Origin of the sequence: Nonomuraea dietziae, from assembly GCF_014195505.1 — a bacterium.
GTDB classification, from domain to species: Bacteria; Actinomycetota; Actinomycetes; order Streptosporangiales; family Streptosporangiaceae; genus Nonomuraea; species Nonomuraea roseola.
This window is the reverse complement of the sequence record NZ_JACIBV010000003.1, coordinates 137,478-155,291: the sequence shown is the minus strand read 5'-3', so window position 1 is coordinate 155,291 and position 17,814 is coordinate 137,478. Positions and strand designations below refer to the sequence as shown.

Here is a 17,814-nt window from a genome sequence, read left to right as displayed (position 1 = left end):
ACTCGCCCCCGACCTGGGCACTGTCACTTTGACTCACGTCGAAATATCGGTGGTCGCGTCATCGAAGTTGACAGTAGCCAGCCGAAGATCGACTGCCGGGAGAACATCACAGCCCTTGAAGGAGGCGCGCGAGGGCCTGACGCCCCGGCGGATCAGTGGCCGATGAGGCGGACGGGTGTCACCTGCCGGTGGTGGGCGACGATGTCCATCCAGTCGGCGAGTGAACCGCCGGTTAGGTGGTGGGCGGCGTCGTTGCCGGGGTCGTAGACGGGGCCGATCAGCCGAGTTCTGGCCGGGGTGTTGAGCCAGGCGCGAACCGGGGCCGGGCTCTGCGCGCGCAGGTCCAGGAAGAAGGAGTCCAGGCCGGCATCGCCCAGAGGTGTTTCGGCGAAGTCGGGCGGCGGGGCGGGGACATGGAAGGGCAGCGACCCGTGGTGGAAGGTCAGTCCGATGCACAGGTAACCGCTGCCGAAGCGTTCGCGTAGGTAGCTGCCCGCGTTGCGGTGCGTGAACGATGGGGAGACCGTCCGGGTGGCGCTGTTGACCATGTGCGCGAGGCCGCCCCAGTAGACGATCTTGTCTCCGGTGTGTTCGTGCCACCAGATTGTGTCCTCGGCCAGGCGTTGTTCAATGGCGTCGCCGACCATCTCTGGCAGATTGCTGAGTTTCAGGGGGGCTCGGTCGGGAGCGCCGGCGAAGCGGACCGGGTCGTCCGGGTGCCGTTCGTTGTAGGCGCGCATCCATCGGATGACCTCCACGATCTCCTCGGTCTGCCAGAAGGACCGGGCGCCGGCCAGGAGCGCCTGCGGGTCGCCCCCGCCGGTGCGGACGTACTCGTCGAGGTTCAGGCGTGCGGCGCTGTCGCCTTCCAAGGCGATCGAGCGGAACCCCATCTCCTCGACCAGGAATCTCAGCATGCGATGGGCGATGGCCGACAGTTCGTGGGCCTGGCGGGCCGATGAGGCGAGGGCTACGACCGTGGCATCACGCGTCAGGTCGCGCAGGGCGGCCAGATCGGCTAGCGGGTCGTGGGGGGCAAGGGTGGTGAGGGGATGGGCATGCTGCCTGATCCATTGACGTACTGTCTCGGTCATTGCTGTCTCCGTGGGGTTTTTGCTCTTCGCAGGCTGGCGGGCAGGCCGCGTTTGTGCGTGAGGGTCAGGCGGCGTAAGGGCGGGTGGTCCTGCCGGCGCGCAAGGTCCTGGCCCACCAGGTGAGCCGGTCAAGCATGAGGTTGGCGGCACTCATGCAGCCCTCCGGGTCGGCCGGGTCGCCCTTGTCATCGAACTGGCCGGCGCCGTGAAAGCTGACGGTGTCCCGGATCCCCACCGCGTGTAGTTCGGCGAAGACCAGACGCAGGTGCTCCACCGCCCGCAGCCCGCCGGACAGACCTCCGTAGGAGACGAAGCCAACTGGTTTGGCCTGCCATTGCTGGTGATGCCAATCGATGACGTTCTTCAGTGACGCGGGGAAGCTGTGGTTGTACTCCGGCGTCACGACGACGAACACGTCGGCGGCGTCCAACCGCGGGGTTAGGCTCTCGAGAGCCTGTGCCGCCTCAGGGGACGGCGCCGACCCGAAATCCGGCAGCGTCATGGGGAGCGGGACCTCCGCCAGGTCGACGACATCGACGTCGAACTCGCCGTGTCGGCGGGCTTGGCGAGCGAACCAGTTCGCGACGGTCGGGCCGGATCGGCCCGACCGGATGCTGCCGATGATGACGACGAGCCTGATCGGCTTCTCGGACATGACAGGGCTCCTCGGGTTGCTGGGGAATGCGGCGCTCGTCGCGCCGTGTGAACAGGCTCGTGGTTAAACAAAGGTTTAAGTCAAGCTAGGGTGAGCGATATGTCGGTTTCAGGTGAGGTTGCCGAGGAGTTGACCATCGGGGAGTTGTCCGGGCGCAGCGGCGTCCCTGCCTCTGCGCTGCGCTTCTACGAGCGCCAGGGACTCATCGCCAGCCATCGCACCGACGGGAACCAGCGCCGCTATCACCGCAGCACTCTGCGCCGGGTGGCGTTCATCCGCGCCTCGCAGAGCGTTGGCATGCCGCTGTCGGTGATCGGAGAGGTGCTGGGCTTCCTGCCGGAGGGGGTGCCCGCCACCCGGGAGTTCTGGATGAACGCGTCGGTGTGCTGGAGCAGGGAGATCAACGCCCGCATCGAGAAGATGGAGCGGATGCGCGACCGGTTCACCGACTGCATCGGCTGTGGGTGCCTGTCTTTCGAGCAGTGCGCGCTGGTCAACCCCGCGGACACGCTCGCGGAACACGGTCCGGGCCCTCACCGCCTGCTGGAACCCCTGAGTGGTGGTTGACTTCCTGGCGTCACTGACCGGCCGACCTGGGCACTGTCAGTTCGATGGATGTCGAAACACCAGCGGCTGTGTCATCGAGGTTGACAGTACGGAGTCGAAGATCAACTGTTATGCACGTACTCGTCTCAGGGATGCCCGGACAACTGCGGTGGTTTGCCAGGGCCGAATGCCTTCGCCGGCGAGGAGCAGCGCGGCTTCGGGCAGGTCCAGGTCTTCGACGGTTTCGGGCGGGTGCAGGTGGTGGGGCACGCCACGTTCCCAGAGGGCGCGCGGTTTGAGAAGTGCCGGGTCGACGTATCTAATCTTGAGGTGGTTGAGGATCCGGTTGGTGACGGCGGTGGGGTGGTAGTCGTCGCAGTATTCGTGCCAGAGGGTGCCGGCCCAGGGGTCGTAGCGGCGCTGGTCCATGAAGTAGCGCAGCGCGTCCAGCAGGGTGCCGGTGAAGCTGAGCTCGTCGATGATGAGCATCGCGGCGGCGCTGAGCAGCGGTCCGGGCTGGTAACGGAGCAGGTCGCCGCAGCGTTCGCGGGCAGCGGATCCGGCGGTCAGCGCGAGTTGGTCGCGCAGGTGGCAGAACTCGTGGAAAGTCCACCACAGGTGGACGTCGGTGCCGGTGGGGAGCATCTCCGGGGTGCCGAAATAGATCGCCAGGCGAAACAGCAGCTCATAGAGGTCCCAGAACGCCTTGGTGGGTTCGATGGGGCCATCGCGTGGGCGGTGCAGCCGGGCCAGGAGGTCCTGCTGGATGCGCAGCAGCCGCTTGCTTCCGACCGGCTGGCAGGGGAGCCGGGCGAGTTGCTGCCGGCAGTTGCGGGCGCCGACGATGCGCCCCTGTGGGCCGAAGGGTCCGTTGCATTCGCGCCGGTAGCGGGGGGTGTCGCCGACGCTGATCCGGGTGTGGCAGCTCGGGCACCAGCCGGTCAGATAGACGCGATGCTGGGGACAGATCACGCAAGGCAGCAGGTGCCAGGAGATCCGCCAGATCGGGTCGGGCTCGGCCAGGCACCGGGGGCAGACGGCCGCGGTGTCGGCGCGCCAGGGCCAGGGCCGGGTCCTGGTGTTGCCGGTCCAGCCGTAGGTGATGAACTGGCCGCCCTGGCTCATCAGCGCCATGTGCATCATGGCGCGGGCGCGCAGCCCGGTGGCGTCGCGCAGGTTCTCGAAGACGTACTCGCCGTCGTAGATGGTGAGGAAGTCCTCGCCCAGGGTGTAGCGCTGCGGGGTGTAGGGAGGCAGGCCGAGCAGGGACGCGATGGTGTCGCGGTGGCTGTGCTGCGTCTCGACCAGGCGGAAGAACCAGGAGTGGAAGGCCTCGCCGTCCGCCGGTGGCGGCACCAGGGCCAGCCGACGCGGCGGCGGCCGGTCCGGTTGCCGCTCCTCGAGTTCGAGGTGGTGCCGGATCATCCAGTGCTCGCGTCCTGGCCGGAAGCGGGCGGAGCCTTCTTGGTGCGGCGCCGTGCACCGGCCTGGCGGCGGGCTTTCGTCTTGGCGTAGTCGACCTCGTCGTCGTGGCCGAGCACCACGCTGTCCATGATGTCGCGGGTGAGTGCTTCGAGGCCGGTGTCCATCGCCGTGTGAGCGGCCTCTTTGAACAGCATGGCCAGCGAGCCGATGTAGCCGGAGGTGCGTTCGTGCAGGTAGCGCCAGTGATGCAGGGTCAGGTCGTCGGGTGGGTGATCGAGCAGGATCAGGTTGGTTTCGAAGTGGCGCACCAGGGACATCCAGGTGCGTTGCTGCTCGCGGGTGGCGATCGTGAGCGGGGCCAGGTGTTGCAGGTCGGCGAAGCGGGAGCCGAACTGTCCGGCCCGGCCGCGCTCGTGCCCGTCCGGGGCGGTGCCGGCCTTGCCTGGGCGGGTGCGGGGTGGGGCGCCGTCGGTGAACAGGTTGCCCTGCTCCAGCAGGATTCCGGCGCCGACGATGGTGACTGCGGCGTGGTTGGCCAGGTTCTTGATGTGGTCGTTGGTCTCCGGGCCGCCGTCGCGGATCTTGTCCAGCATGTGCAGGTCGTCCAGGAGCAGTAGTTCGGTGCCGCAGGCCTCGATCGCGTCCAGCACGGGATCGGTGAGGGTCCACTTCGTCGCGGTGCGGCCGGGGTTCGCAACGTGCAGGAACTTGCCGATGGCCTGCGACAGCATGCCCGCGGTCGCGCCGGTGCTGGCGCTGACGTAGATCACCGGCACCCGGTCGCCGAGAAAGTCGCCGCGGAAGTCGGCCGGTGACACTCCTGGGTCGGGAGCCAGGTCGGGGTGGCGGCGACGCCAGTCCAGCTCGCACTCCTTGCCGATCAACTTGAGCAGCGACGTTTTGCCGCAGTGCCCGGGCCCGTTGATGATCGCGCTGTGAAAGGTGGCGTCCTGGCTGTAGCGGCCTTGGGTCAGCTTCGGCTGCAGCGCGGCCAGCACCCGCAGGACCTGCGGATGCTTGAGGAACGGCGGGTTGGCGTTGCAGCTTCTGCGCATCTCATTGAACGGGTCCTGCCGGTCGGCGGCCCAGTTGTCGTACTCGCTGCGGCTGACCGGCTCGGGCCGGGGTGGTGCCGGGCGGGCGCAGAACTCGCGCCACTGCTCCTTGGTGCGTGGCTGAGCGACACGCTTGTTCATGCGCGGTCCGGGCCTCGCGGTGCGCCGGGATCCCAGATCTCGAACTCCTCCAGTTCGGACAGGTCCACCACCACGTCCTCCGCCGGCTCCTCATCGGCCAGCGGGACCAGACTCAGCACCGGAGGCGGCTCCTCGGGCTCACCGAACCGGAGGCGAGCTTGATCGCGTTTGATGGCGCGGGCGTCCTCGCGGGCCCGCACCAGCTCGCGGCGGGTGCGAGCGGTCGCCGACTCGGGCGCGTCCATCCGGCGCTGCAGATCCACCAGCGCCTCGGCGATCTTCTGCTGGCTCGGCTCCCGCAACCCGCCGTCACGCAGGAGCTTGCGGGCCTCTTGGACCATCCGCGCGGTGAACGGGACGGCCGGATCCGGCAGATGCGTCCAGAACAGTACCCGCCAGGTGCCTTCGAGGAAGATGAACACTCGGCTGGGGTCGCCCGGGTTGTAGCGGATCGGCCATTTCCGGCCCTTGCCCGGGACCGGCGAGAGCGCCCGCCGATAATTGCTCAAGACCGGATCATCGTAGATGAGGTAGTCGAGCTGGATCCCCTCCGGGCGGATCGTCCGGTACTCGATCGGCAGCCGTTTGCAGTAATGGTGCGACTGCGGCGGGCAGAGGATGTAGCCGTAGCGGGCCACCATCAGGCCATAAGCCTGGTTCGGCGACAGCTCCAGCTCCGGGAACCCCGGGACGACCAGCCCGGAGTGCACCCGCCGCTGATAGACGGCCACCACATATTCGGCGAAGAACTCCTCCAGGTCCTCCAGGCTCCACCGAGCGGCGTGCTCCACCAGCCGGCCCCGGCTGGAGGTGTCGGAGCCCTTGTAACCGGCGACGTGTTTGGCGAAATCCTCACGGACGGTGCCGAAGGCGCGTTCGATGTTGGCCTTGTCGGTCGGGTTGGCCTTGCGGGCCAGCCCGAGGTTGATCCCCAGATCCAGGCAGGCCTCGCAGCGCATCGGACAGGTTGACCTTGGCGTGGTCGACCAGGATCTGCTCCGGCCAGATCACCGGCCGGGCCGCGGCCAGCTCCAGCCGCGCCTCCAGCTCGACCTCGCGGGTGATGGGCAGGCGCAGCATCCGGAACGCCAGCGACTGCTTCCAGCCGGGCCGCATCGGCTCCGGGGTGACCGCGTCGTTGAGCAGCATCACCACATCGACCGCGCGGGTGTCGCCGACCGTCATCCGCCAGGCCAGAAGCGTCCGGGTCGCGACGTCGATCGCCAGCACCAGGTGCACCTTGTGCGTGACGTCGCCGATCGGGTCGTAGGCGATCACGTCCAGCGGGGTGGCGTCGATCATGACCACCTGGCCCGGCCGCACCGCCTCATCCGGCCGGTAGGAACGCTGCGGCCGCGCCGCCGCGCTGCGCCGCGTCGGCGCCCGGCCGAAGGTGACACGGCATCCAAGGCTGCTGTGAAGACCGGCGGCAGAGCCATCGGCGTCGACAGATCCGGCCGACGCTCTTTCCATCGCATTCGCGCGGCGGTGGCCAGCGGCATCAACCGGGCCACCAGCTCCGACTCCTCTTCCGCTGCGGCCACCTTCGAAGCCGTGGCCAGCAATCCCGCAGCCACCAACGCCGTGCGGGGAGCCATCCCGAAGCGGCCCACCGGGCCCGCCCGGTTCCACCGCTGTCCACCAGCCTCTGCGGCCAGCGCGTCCTGACTATTCGGAGGCGCATCCAGCAGAGGGAGAACTTCCGGCACCCCCAGCCGGGCCAGCAGCGCCGTCGCTTTTAAGACCGCGAACCACTGACCGGCATTTACCACCTGACCTGCGATCAGCGCAGGCCGACGGCGCGTCGCCACCTCAAGCACGAGTTGTTGCTGATCAGCGAGTTCGTGACTCGCAACGCTCGTCCTGATCTGCGGAATCGGCTGATCGCATACGGCCCCGCTGAGAAGTGCGCCGCACCGCAACGGAGCCGGCATCCGTGAGCGAGACAGACGCGCAGGCTGGCCGGCGGGACCTCGTCGCACGGCCACGCGGCATCTCGGGCAGAGGTCCACCAGCAGCGTCCGATGCTCGGGACAGACTGCGGCCCAGCTCAGCTTCCACCAGGTCAGCCACACTCCGCCCGAAGCCGCAAGGCAGGTCGGGCATACCCGGCTGCCGAAGAACCGCACCCACTCACGGCCCTCGGCCCGGCGCACTGACTCCTCGTCGCCCACGCGGACCCCTGCCAGATCCAGGACCGAACCGTCGAACACCTCCAGGTGCATCCCACGCACTGTCTCAGAGCTCACGCCAGTTGCAGCCTCGATCGCCCTGCACGTCTCCAGCGTTGTGACAACGCCGTACGCCAGTGAACGGACGTCACTCGCCGCGCGTACATCCAGCCCCAACGCCTCGACCATCGCCCTCGGTGGACATCCGTTCCGCAGGGCCATCCGATCCACCCACGACGCGAACGACTCGCTGTACGCCGGTGCCACCACCAGCGCCAGCCGCCGAGGCCAGACCGCCACCATTCTTTCGGGCCGAACCTCCTGCCGTACAAGCCGCTACTGCCAACTTCGATGACGCGCTTCCATGTCCACTTCCAGTTGCCGTGACGGACTGTCGTCTTCAAGACCGCCAGACAACCTGGGGGTCATATGAAGGCATCGGCCCCTTGGATGATCATTAATGTCAATACACTATTGACATGCCTAAGCGTGCACAGCCTCGGGTCAGTAAAACAGCAGGTCAGGAGGCCATTGAGCGGATCGTACAGCGTCGGCGCGACGTGGGCGACTCCGATCTCGCCGCCTTGTTGGCTAACGATCCTGTCGAACACCCGCTTGCGGTCATCCGTCATGTACTGACTTGTCGGCGAGTACCTGATTGGGTGGTCTCGAACGACGTCCTCGATGGCTTGTGGGTGCTCGCATATGTGCGCGTCTACTGTCCGCACCGTCCGGATGAGGCCGAACGTCTCGAGCATGAGCTGCTGGAATTGGGATGTGCCATGCAGATCGCCATGATCCGCATGGCATCTCCACTGAATGTGCGCAGCAGGCAGGCGGTGGAGCATCGCATCCTTCGGCACCGAGCGGCCAAGCTTGGGCTCGGCCGGAGTGAGCGCCAAGAGCGCGCCCATCGCTCGTCGAAGCGCTACACGCCGCCGGTCGCGTCTGCCGAAGCGCTGTGGTATGACCACCACGCACTGCCGTTGTGGGAGGCGGCCTCCCAACTGGTGGCTTACCGCTCAAAGTTCGATCACCTCATCGACGACGAACTGGCCGGAAGCATGATCGATCTGCGGCGGGAGGTGAAAGCCATGGAATGGCCGCTCTCACCTGCGCACTATTCGACGCTGCGTGAGATCGGCTGGTGTGTGCAGGAGATCGTGGAGGCTCTTGAGCACAGTCGATATGCCGCTTTTCGTGAGCAGTTGGGAGATCTTCTGCCGCGGGTGACCCAACTCGCCGCTGACCAGCACCGCGCCCGATTCGGCGACGCCTGAGCTGGAGTACTGGCGAGGGGTGTGGCAGGCCTTGCGATCTTGATTCGTCTGTTTCCAGCAACGCCCGACGGCAGGTGTGCGTCCGCTGGCACGGGCGAAGAACTGGTGGTCACGACGATCGTCGACGGCGTCCCAATCGAGATCGCCAGACATCTGCGCTCCACGGGGAAACCGGCCATTCGGGACGATCACTATCCCGATTGCCCGTGTACGCAGTCCCAAGCTCCAGACCGCCGCAGAGAAGGCGCTTCTGGCCATCGGCCCCGGGGGCGGCATCCTGGCGGGGTAGGAGGCCTCCGCAGAGGAGCCTGCGGCATCGCCCTCCAAATGGCTGCCCTGCCCAAGCTGCGTGGAGGCGCGGCGGTCGACCGGCAACCCTGAGTAACGGGGGCGATGGCGCCGACAGGTTCACCGACGGTGATCTGCGCTCGATCCTGGACGGGGTCGAAGAGCCATGCCTTGGGGGGCCAACGGCTCGCCCGAACGCTACGGTCCTTGGAAGACCTGCTACGAACGCTTCCGCGCATGGACCGCCGACGGCATGTGGGTCTCCATCAAACAAACCCTCATGGCCGAGGCCGATCGACGCGGCGAGTTGGACTGGAACAGCCAGATCGATTCCACCATCGTGCGCGCTCACCAGCACGCCGCCGGAGCCCGAAAAGGGGGCTCACCGCCCAGCAGTCCCAAGCCGCGCAGGGGCTGGGCCGATCCCGCGGCGGGCTGACCACCAAGATCCACACGATCGCCGACGGCCGCGGCCGGTCACTGGCCTCGCACATCACCCCCGGCCAGGCCGCCGACACCCGTCAACTGCCGGTCCTGCTCGACCGGATCCGCGTGCCGTGACCGCGCGGTATCGGCCGGCCGCGCAAGAAGCCCGACTCCCTCACCGGTGACAAGGCCTATTCCAGCCGGGCCAACCGCGCCCTGCTACGCCGCCGCCAGATCCGCACCACCATCCCCGAGCCCCGCGACCAGCAGGCCAACCGCAAGCGGCGCGGCCCGCTCAGGTGGGCGCCCACCCGCCTTCGACGATGACCACTACAAGCGCCGCAACCAGGTTGAGAGGGGCTTCAACCGGCGTAAACAGTTCCGCGCGGTGGCCACGCGCTATGACAAGCTCGCCGCCCACTACGCCGCCACGGTGACGATCGCCGAGATCATCGACTGGCTACGGGCTCCACCCGACCGATCTCATTCATGATCGACCGGACACGCCCTAGGGGCCAGCGGTAAGGAAGAGGGCCATCCTCGGCCTCGGATTGATCAGGCGGACATGACTTCCAGTGGGCCGGTCAGGACTAGCGTTCATTCTCCGCTGACAATCGCACCTCGAAAGATCCGGAGGGCAGGAAATTCGTCTTAGCGTAGGCGTCGAGCTCCGCGCAGGATCACGCGCCTCCACAGAAGGGGTTCTCTTGCTTTTCCTGGCCCCTCTACTGCTGACACGATAAGATGGCAGCCTGACCGCTTCTCGGTCTATAAGCCCTGGTCAGGACGAGTAATAGGTGTACCGATATGCTCTCAAACTGGATTCTTGATAGAGACATAGATATTCTCTTTGATAGTGGCTTAAATTTGCCTCAAGATAGCTAAGATCATATAAAGATCAATAACTTCTCCGATAGGTTCATCCGCAGGGAATAAAAATGCTAATAAAATAGATTTACAAAAGTATCTAACAATATTCTTACCTGCATGATGCCCAACATGGATAACGAACAATAGGTCAACAGGCTTTCAGAACGGCATCCCGCACAGTGCGAGCACAGGACAAAAGGACAGAAGATCCAGGAGGTTGCTCCCTGCCCCTGCCACAGCATCTTCAGGCGATTGCGGACACTTCGAGGGCACGGATGGATCTCCGACCACAAGGACACTCTCACTGATGGCTCTCGTCTCAGATCAAGCGACCGAGATCAGCATGGCTAAGCGGTACACGAAGATGGGACATCCTGGGATTCACAACCTGCGACGGAGGAACGTCAGGAGGACACCCGGGGGATGGATCGCTCGTGGACTTCCTTGCGTGACATCTCCGACACGCCAGCGATAAGCGTGCCAAGGATGCATCTGATCTGTTAGTAAGAGACCGGAAGTCTCATCTCGACAGCCGGGCCGCCCGTCGCTCAGCCCGCCGCTACCCAGAGGGGTCTTCTGTCAAGTCGTCCGCATGCCCAGGAGAGCAGATCCATGACCTTCCCCCACACTGCGACATCGAGTCAGGCTCCAAACCCCCAAGAAATCATTGAGACGATCCGTCCGAGCTTGAGGCGCGTGATGATCGTCCTCAACAACAAGGGGGGAGCAGGCAAGACGACCACGACGGCCAATATCTCGGCTCAGCTGGCGGCCGCTCTACACAGCGCGGGCTCGGCCAAACGAGTGCTAGCCATCGATCTTGACCCGCAGGGCAATCTCGGACTGGATCTAGGCCATCAGGGCAAGCCCGGCGACGACGAGGGGCAGAGCGTGATCGACGTTGTCGAAGGCACGGGTTCGTTGCACATCATTAGGGACGTGCGACCTCAGCTGGATGTCGTGCCAGGGGGGAAGATCCTCAAGAGAATCACCGCGTCCATGATCGGCACACGGTCCATCGACCCCCGTCGGGAGGTCCTGCTGAGCCTGGCTCAGGCTCTGGCGGATGTGGCGCCTGTGTACGAGTGGATTCTGATCGACTGTCCTCCTAACCTCGCCGATTTGCAGCACCTAGCGGCCGTTGCCGCCGAATACGTGCTCATTCCCGTTTGCTTCGATCAAGGAGCGATCCAGGGCCTCGAAGGCGTGAGCGAGGTCTTCGAGGTCGCCACGCGGCTCAACCCGGCGCTTACCCCCCTAGGAGTGCTGCTGTTCGGCTTCGACCGCCAGCATCTGCGCAAGGTCCGGGACGACGATGGCGAGGTGATTGGGGTCAAGGAGATCGGTTTCCTCGCCAAGAAGCGACGCGAGATCGCCGAAGTTCTCGGCGACTCGGGTATTCCGATCTTCCAAACTGTGATCACCCGGGCTGTGAACGTCGCCGATCAATGCCGCAAGCACGGGCGTGTGTTCGCGGAACTGGCCGACTTGACGGCCGGGCCGGATTGGAAGACCCATGCCAAGCAGCACCAGCTGACGCTCAGCTCCGAGTCCGCCGAGACCTCCGCCATCGAGATGGAGGAAGCGACCGCTGAGATCATTAAGAGGGCGCTCGAACTGGAAGCGGAGGCCTACGCGTGACCACGGAGTTCTTTGACGACAAGCCTCCCACGCCCAAGTTGGGGGGGATGACTCGGGCACGTGGCAAGCGCGGGCAGAGTGGCCTGTCGACGCTCGTCGCCCAACCGTCTGACCGAGGCACAGAGCAACTCGCCGCCACGCCGGAGAGCACGCAACCGGCGCCCGCGCCGGTGCAGCGTGCCGAAGCAAAGCCCGTGGTCGAGCGTGTCGAAACCGAGCCGCCTGAGGCGCCGCCCACACCGGAGCCTGCCCCTGAGGCCAATAGTCCGGTCGACGATTCACCGACACCCCCGCCAGAGGTTTCGGCCCCTGCCGCGCACACACTGCCTGCTCCCGCGGCCTCACCGGTGCAGCCGTCCTCTCCAGCTCCCACTCCACGGGCCGACCCGGAGCTGCGCCGTGCTCAACCGATGTCGGCCGACCTCGCCGATCCGGCACCGCGCACGACATCGCCGGCAACCGTTGTCGTCCCTTCACAAACTCCTAGGACTCGGCCGCAGCCCGTCCGCCCCACGGTCCAGCCGAGCCCACGGCCCTCATCCAAGCCCGTGGAGACCAGTGCATCGAGCTCCTACCAGACGCCCGAGCAGGTCAGCATCTACGTCAAGCCGGAGGCGAAGGAACGGGCGCGGGTGATGAGCCGGGTCGAAGGCGTCGAGTACGCCCAGCTCGCCATGGACGCCATCGACCACTTCCTGGCCGAGAACATGCTGACCTTCCTCGTGCGAGCGCGCCTGGAGGTGAGCCGTCCGAACGGATCGCGCTTTCCTCCTCGCAGAAACTTGCGATCGAAGTCGAAACCAGGCATCCGCAGGGTGCTGTGGCCCGTGCAGTTCCGCCCTGCCGAGCTCGACATCCTCCACGGCCTAGTCGAGGACACAGGCGCCGAGCACCTCTCCACGCTGGTTTCCGTTGCGGTGGAGGCCTATCTGCTTGACGATGACCCAGCGCCGGGCAGGAGCGCCCCCTCTCTGATGATGTAGTGGCTGTGTCCTCAAGTAGGTGACGCAGCCGATGTCATGCATCCGAGCTAGTTCGTCCGGTCGGTCTTCGCTTGCGATATGACACACAGAGACCGGCCGGACGAACTAGCTCGGGACGGCAAGTGCCGGTCGCCATCAAACGTCGGTGATCCCGGCCTTTCGTGTTGGGCGTTCTATGGGACAAAGATGTAGATCGCGGAGGCGATGTCGGCGATCGCCTTGACGTCGCTGGCGATGTTCGTCTCCTGTTCGCGGGGGTTGTAGGTGACGGCCAGCCGCAAAGGCCTGCGAGCTTTGCCTAGGGCAGTCAAGATGCTGTTGCTCCGGGCACCTTGATCGGCTAGACGCCAGGTCTGCCTTTCGGCTGGTCCATCACCATCCGGGTCGAAGGTCTGCTTCCAGGTCCACAAGATCACCTGGTCAGCTCCGGTGCGGAGCGGCTCGTCCACCCGCTCCTTGACCAAGCGGTCGGCGTCTGCCTCGGCGATCTGCCTGTCAGGGCCGGCGTGTGCGAGACCGATCTCGCGGCTGCCGATGTAGAGGCCAGGCATGCGCGTCTTCCATGACAGCAGCCGGAAGCGCTGCCAGAAGTTGGTGACGGCGGCGGTCTCGGGCTGGATCTTGGAGGCAGCGTACTGGCTACCTGCGATGTTGACGGCGTCGACGGCCCCGGTCAAAACGTATCGCTCGACGTTGGCGAGGGTGAGTAGGGGATAGTCGCGCTGCATGGCTAGTGCGCACAGCTGGTTCGAGCCGCAGCCTAGTTCAGGGATAACGACGTCTACCGCGATCTGACGGCCCGGTGGCAAAGCCGCCCGCAGGGCCTGGGATGCCTCAGTGACGAACTGGAGGATCCGGCTAGTGAGGAATTCGACGCGGCGAGTAGGGTCGACCGTCTGGGCTTCGTCGTCGAATCCCCTGAGCCCGAGGTCGTAGGCGAACTTCACACCAACGACACCCCGCTGGTTGGCGTACAGCTTGAGCTTCTCAGCGGCCGCTTTCAGCTGCTCCGGTCCGCGTTTCCAGGCTTTGACGAGGTCGGTCTCGAGCCAGATACGCAGCCCCTGAGTGCGGGCCTGCTCGAGCACCTGGACGACCGGATCGCTGGGGTCGATGGTCGAGGTCGGTGTGGGGGTGGCTGTCGGTGTCGGGGTGGGTATGGGCGACGGCGAGGTGACCGTCAGCTCCTGCGTCGGTTGGATAGTGGGGTCGGCCAACGCCGGATGGCTGGACAGGGTGGGCGGGATAGTCGAACGGGTGTCCGGTGGCGACGAGGTGGGCTCGCCGATCTCAGGCCTGATGACGGAGACCACCTGGTCGTCGGCGCACGCGTAGTGCGGGTTGCGGCCCAATTGGCAGATACCGCCCGGCGGATCGACGGACTTGCCGCTGCCGTCGACGCAGTGGTACTTGCGATCGGACGGCTGCCAGAGGCACACGAGCTCGTTCTCACAGCCCTTGATGCGCTTGGTGGAGGCGTAGTGGCTCTTGCTGGCATCGAGGCAGAAGTAGTTCGGCGGGTTGGAGTTGCCGTCGGAGGAGGTGGCGGAGGTGGTAGGTGTGATGCTGGTGCCTGGCTGGGAGCCAGGGACCAGGCCGCTCTGTCCGTCGACGTTCAGGTTATCGAGGCACTGCTGATATCGCGGGGTTCCAGGGGTGTCCCAGACGGCGCAGGTCTCTTCGTTGCTGACGCTGCCGTACGGATTGGCGATGGCCAGACCGGCGGAGCCGATCAAGCCCACAGCAAGGACGGCCGCGAGGATCATCCAGCCGCGTTTGCCTAAGGGAATGCGGTTCATTCGGGCTCCTAGTGGAGGTTGGCGCGGGGTGTCCGCCGCGCCGGTGGCGTTGGTTTGGATGGGCTCTGTCGCCCCCCGGGAGGGCACTTCTGGGGTGTCCACGCGAGGTGAGACCGCATGGGGGAGAGGTAGGGCGTTCTCACCCGAGGCTGGGATTGGCCGCGCTGGGGCTGCAGTTACTCCAGTAGCCGCCGCCGGTGGTGGGGGAGGAAACCCAATAGCCCCTGTCCTTGGCGATGGTCCAGGACACGGTCAGGGTGAGGGTGCCGCTGGCGTCTGTGGTCGAACCGCTGCCGGTATTGGTACCGCGCCAGGAGACGGTAATGATCCCGGAGGCGGTACGGCTAGCACTCAGGCAGCCCGGCTCGGATTGGGGTGCGTCGACGGTGAACGAGCCGTTGGCGTCAACGTTGATGTGGCTACTTCCGCTGGCTGACCATGTTCCGCTGCCGGGAGAGATGCTCACGTCAAAGGAGCCGCTGCGGTCAGTGCCCAGGTCGATGGACGAGGCGGACAGGCTGGCGCTGGGCGGTCGAGGCAGTACAGAGGTTGAGCCGGGAGGGGGCGTGGTTGCGCTCGAACGGCTCGAGGGATGGGTGTCCGAGCGGGCGAAAGGCCCGTGACTGGGGCCTATCGGTTGGACGACATTCAGGTCAACCGGGGCGTCCTTTCGGGTGGGCTTGGTGCTCGGCTTGGCCGTTGGGCGCCTGCTGGCTTGCTGCGCGGGCACGGCGGGTGGCGAAGGCGATGGCGAGGAGAGCGGCGTGAGCCGAGGCTGCGCTACCTCACCGGTGGGCACGGGTGGGGCGAAGCTGTCGAAGGGCAGCGGTCCCAGGTCAATCTGCGGATCGAGCTGGGCTGCGGTGCTGGTCGGGACCTGTTGCGATCCGAAAGGGTTGAACAGCAACGTGAGGCAGACCAGGCCCACGATTACCGTGGCGGCGTGGACGCCGGCACGGCGCAGGCGGCCAGTTGGCCGGGTGGTGTCGGCGGGCTCGGGAGGAAGGGCCTTCGTCATGCTGAGGGAGTGCGCCTCGGCGGTGCCGACCTAAACCTGGGCTGAGCGAGGTGTCGTGGCGGGCGTCGGCTGCTACGTCGCTGGCGGCTGGGGGTGGCCCATCCACAGGCGCGGACCCGGCGGCGTGGAGGAGTTGGATGGGTCGCTCCGGCATGTGCGCGGCCTCCTCGCATGATCTGACTTGAGCAACAACTGCCTGTAAAGGATGTAGCAAATGTAGCTGTGGTGAATTATCGGGATCGATGGTTCAGTAGAAATTTCCGAGACATCGTGTCCCTTTTGTGACCCCATCCGGGCCGGGAGATCAGAGGGTCTCCATAGCCCGTCAACGACAACACCCCCGCCGTGCGGGGGCATCCGGTGCTCGCTGATGCCAGGGCTCGACCTGCGGAGGCTTCTGGGGAATTGATCACGAGAGCGTCACAAGTGAAGATTTCGCCCCGGAATACAGTGACGAAGGCCATGTTGGTCTCTACTCTCTGACTCTGTTCACAACAGAAAGTCAATGTGAATGGCTCTTCGCCACTCCGCTGAGCCTTCGCCTTGCTGTGTTACAGGCAGCTGCCCCGCTCCCTCCCTCTGGTGGGGTCGGCCTTGTCTTCTGCGAGGCGACATGCACAAGCTCGGGATGGAGGTCGTCGGTCACGGCCTGGATGCGACGGTGACCTGTCATCGTCAGGTGCGGCGCGTTCCCTCGGGGAGCGGGTATCTAGGTGCTGTGCTCGCTGTGGGTGCTGACGACGGCTCGTGCCGAAGGTTGGCCGAGATCGCGGTGCTGGCCGACCATCGACTGCTCCACATCTCACACCGGCGGGGCGAGGCGGGCTCGGCCGTGGAGGGGACAGCCGAGCTCACCGTCCCGACGTGGTCGCCCGGCGCGGTTCGCCGCGCGGTCGCCGCCGATCTGGGCGGGTTGCCGGTGCGGGGCGTGGTGCCGCTGGGGTCGGACGGCGTCGTCCTGGCCGCTCAGCTGGCCGAGCACTTCAATCTGCCCGGCTCTGGTCGCCAGGCGGCGGAGTCGCTGGCCGATAGATGGCGAGTGCACCAGGCGTGGCTGGGGGGCGGCTGCGGAGTCCCTCGTGCCCGCCTGGTGCACTCGCTGCCCCAGAGGCGCTGGCGGACGCAAAGCTGCTCGGCTATCCGGTCGCGCTCGCCCCGCGCCGAACCGATCCAGCCGTGAGCCTGCCCAGACTTGTCCAGTCCGCGGCCGACTTGGCGATGACCTATCGGTCGACCGCGGGGAAGCCGATGAATGGGCCTACAACCAGCCCTACAGCTCAGAGACCGAACGCCGCCAAGCCTTCGGCCCTGGGCTCCACGCCTACCTTCACCACCGAGCACACACCGCACTCGGCGGCCACCCACCCGCCAGCCGCGTACCTTACCTCTCAGGGCAGTACACCTAGGCCGTGTTTCCAAAAGGGTCTTTGAGGGCTTGCGGCGTGGCGGTCATCGATAAACGACGAGGCCTCCGGTAGTTGGTTCAACGACCAAGAAGAGCCAAGTACCGGAGACCTCGTGGCCAGCGTAGCGGTGACGAGGCGGCACGACCTGACCGACGGGCAATGGGCAGCGCTGGAACCGCTGTTACCCGCCCCTTCGGGCCGCGGTCGTCCGCCGAAATGGAGCAGGCGGCAGTTGATCGACGGGATCCGCTGGCGGATTCGGACCGGCGCGCCGTGGCGGGACGTCCCTGAGCTTTATGCGCCCTGGTCAACGGTGTATGGCCGGTTCCGCCGCTGGCAACGTGATGGCACCTGGGCGAAGATCCTGGCAACGCTGCAGGCGCACGCGGACGCCGCCGGGAAGATCGGCTGGACAGCGAGTGTGGACTCCACGATCAGCCGGGCCCACCAGCATGCCGCTGGGGCACGCCGGGACGGTCACCTGCAGAAGGAACCGCCTGGTGGGGTGCACAGCGAACCGGACGGTCATGCGTTGGGCCGTTCACGTGGTGGGCTGACCACCAAGACACACCTGGTCTGCGAGCAGGGCCGCAAACCCCTGGCCCTGCTGGTGACGGCCGGTCAGCGGGGTGACAGCCCGCAGTTCATCCCAGTGCTGAACAAGATCCGCATCAGCCGTCTTGGTGGTGGCCGGCCCCGGACTCGTCCCGATCGGGTCCTGGCCGACAAGGCCTACACCAGCAAGGCCAACCGCGACCATTTGCGCCGGCGTGGGATCAAGGCATGCATCCCGAGTAAGGCCGACCAGGACGCTCACCGGCGCGCGAAGGGTTCCAAGGGCGGGCGACCTCCAGCCTTCGACGCCACCCTCTACCGTCGGCGTCATGCCGTGGAATGTGGCATCAACCAGCTTAAACAGAACCGTGCCATGGCTACGCGGTACGACAAGCTCGCTGTCCGCTTCGAGGCCACACTCACCATCGCTGCGATCAACGAGTGGCTCCGCGGCTTATGAA

The 17,814-nt window shown here is 65.9% G+C and carries 15 protein-coding genes and 2 pseudogenes; 8 read left to right on the top strand and 9 right to left on the bottom strand.

Annotated features, from left to right (window positions below; genetic code table 11):
- Positions 1 to 152 precede the first annotated feature (152 nt).
- Together FHR33_RS47715 and FHR33_RS47710 are read right to left on the bottom strand one after the other, a co-directional pair.
- Positions 153 to 1,094 carry an erythromycin esterase family protein gene (locus FHR33_RS47715; RefSeq protein ID WP_183662644.1) on the bottom strand — a complete coding sequence of 314 codons (942 nt, stop codon included), beginning with the start codon at positions 1,092 to 1,094 and terminating at the stop codon, positions 153 to 155.
- A 64-nt stretch (positions 1,095 to 1,158) separates the two neighbouring features.
- A complete protein-coding gene (locus FHR33_RS47710; RefSeq protein ID WP_183662642.1) occupies positions 1,159 to 1,749 on the bottom strand; it encodes an NADPH-dependent FMN reductase in 591 nt (196 codons plus the stop codon).
- A 99-nt stretch (positions 1,750 to 1,848) separates the two neighbouring features.
- Here FHR33_RS47710 and soxR point away from each other — a divergent pair, with 99 nt between their 5' ends.
- Positions 1,849 to 2,316, top strand: coding sequence for a redox-sensitive transcriptional activator SoxR (soxR, locus tag FHR33_RS47705; protein WP_183663195.1), 468 nt, complete (start codon positions 1,849 to 1,851; stop codon positions 2,314 to 2,316).
- A gap of 108 nt (positions 2,317 to 2,424) precedes the next feature.
- Here soxR and FHR33_RS47700 read toward each other — a convergent pair whose 3' ends face one another.
- Genes FHR33_RS47700 through FHR33_RS47680 form a run of 5 tightly spaced genes read right to left on the bottom strand, consistent with a single transcriptional unit; the run spans position 2,425 to position 7,390 of the window.
- A complete protein-coding gene (locus tag FHR33_RS47700) occupies positions 2,425 to 3,720 on the bottom strand; it encodes a TniQ family protein (RefSeq protein ID WP_183662640.1) in 1,296 nt (431 codons plus the stop codon).
- Positions 3,717 to 4,916: a TniB family NTP-binding protein gene (locus FHR33_RS47695; RefSeq protein WP_183662639.1), complete on the bottom strand. Its 1,200-nt coding sequence runs from the start codon at positions 4,914 to 4,916 to the stop codon at positions 3,717 to 3,719. The genes FHR33_RS47700 and FHR33_RS47695 overlap by 4 nt, the downstream gene beginning before the upstream one ends.
- Positions 4,913 to 5,875, bottom strand: coding sequence for a Mu transposase C-terminal domain-containing protein (locus tag FHR33_RS47690; protein WP_183662636.1), 963 nt, complete (start codon positions 5,873 to 5,875; stop codon positions 4,913 to 4,915). Before FHR33_RS47690 ends, FHR33_RS47695 begins: the two co-directional genes overlap by 4 nt.
- Positions 5,769 to 6,218 carry a hypothetical protein gene (locus FHR33_RS47685; protein ID WP_183662634.1) on the bottom strand — a complete coding sequence of 150 codons (450 nt, stop codon included), beginning with the start codon at positions 6,216 to 6,218 and terminating at the stop codon, positions 5,769 to 5,771. Before FHR33_RS47685 ends, FHR33_RS47690 begins: the two co-directional genes overlap by 107 nt.
- Positions 6,215 to 7,390, bottom strand: a complete 1,176-nt coding sequence (locus FHR33_RS47680; RefSeq protein ID WP_183662632.1) for a TniQ family protein — start codon at positions 7,388 to 7,390, stop codon at positions 6,215 to 6,217. Before FHR33_RS47680 ends, FHR33_RS47685 begins: the two co-directional genes overlap by 4 nt.
- Before the next feature lie 176 nt (positions 7,391 to 7,566).
- On the opposite strand from FHR33_RS47680, the gene FHR33_RS47675 reads away from it, so the two are divergent.
- The 4 genes and pseudogenes from FHR33_RS47675 to FHR33_RS47655 all read left to right on the top strand — a co-directional run bounded on the left by FHR33_RS47675 (position 7,567) and on the right by FHR33_RS47655 (position 12,575).
- A complete protein-coding gene (locus FHR33_RS47675) occupies positions 7,567 to 8,367 on the top strand; it encodes a hypothetical protein (RefSeq protein WP_183662630.1) in 801 nt (266 codons plus the stop codon).
- A gap of 439 nt (positions 8,368 to 8,806) precedes the next feature.
- Positions 8,807 to 9,574, top strand: a pseudogene (locus FHR33_RS53575) (IS5 family transposase); the annotation flags it as partial.
- A 1,076-nt stretch (positions 9,575 to 10,650) separates the two neighbouring features.
- Positions 10,651 to 11,592 carry a ParA family protein gene (locus FHR33_RS47660; RefSeq protein ID WP_246453932.1) on the top strand — a complete coding sequence of 314 codons (942 nt, stop codon included), beginning with the start codon at positions 10,651 to 10,653 and terminating at the stop codon, positions 11,590 to 11,592.
- Between the two features lie 548 nt (positions 11,593 to 12,140).
- Entirely contained in the window at positions 12,141 to 12,575 is a 435-nt protein-coding gene (locus tag FHR33_RS47655) for a hypothetical protein (protein WP_183662623.1), read from the top strand.
- A 173-nt stretch (positions 12,576 to 12,748) separates the two neighbouring features.
- Here FHR33_RS47655 and FHR33_RS47650 read toward each other — a convergent pair whose 3' ends face one another.
- Both FHR33_RS47650 and FHR33_RS47645 read right to left on the bottom strand, forming a co-directional pair.
- Complete coding sequence (locus tag FHR33_RS47650; RefSeq protein ID WP_183662621.1) at positions 12,749 to 14,374, bottom strand: hypothetical protein; 1,626 nt, start codon at positions 14,372 to 14,374, stop codon at positions 12,749 to 12,751.
- Between the two features lie 139 nt (positions 14,375 to 14,513).
- Positions 14,514 to 15,392: a hypothetical protein gene (locus FHR33_RS47645; protein ID WP_183662619.1), complete on the bottom strand. Its 879-nt coding sequence runs from the start codon at positions 15,390 to 15,392 to the stop codon at positions 14,514 to 14,516.
- Positions 15,393 to 16,119: 727 nt separating this feature from the next.
- On the opposite strand from FHR33_RS47645, the gene FHR33_RS47640 reads away from it, so the two are divergent.
- From FHR33_RS47640 to FHR33_RS47635, 3 genes and pseudogenes are all read left to right on the top strand, one after another.
- Positions 16,120 to 16,572 carry an ATP-grasp domain-containing protein gene (locus FHR33_RS47640; protein WP_183662617.1) on the top strand — a complete coding sequence of 151 codons (453 nt, stop codon included), beginning with the start codon at positions 16,120 to 16,122 and terminating at the stop codon, positions 16,570 to 16,572.
- 64 nt (positions 16,573 to 16,636) lie between these two features.
- Positions 16,637 to 16,798: pseudogene (locus FHR33_RS51395) on the top strand (IS481 family transposase); the annotation flags it as partial.
- Between the two features lie 127 nt (positions 16,799 to 16,925).
- Positions 16,926 to 17,813, top strand: coding sequence for an IS5 family transposase (locus tag FHR33_RS47635; protein WP_312896121.1), 888 nt, complete (start codon positions 16,926 to 16,928; stop codon positions 17,811 to 17,813).
- Position 17,814: the final 1 nt, after the last annotated feature.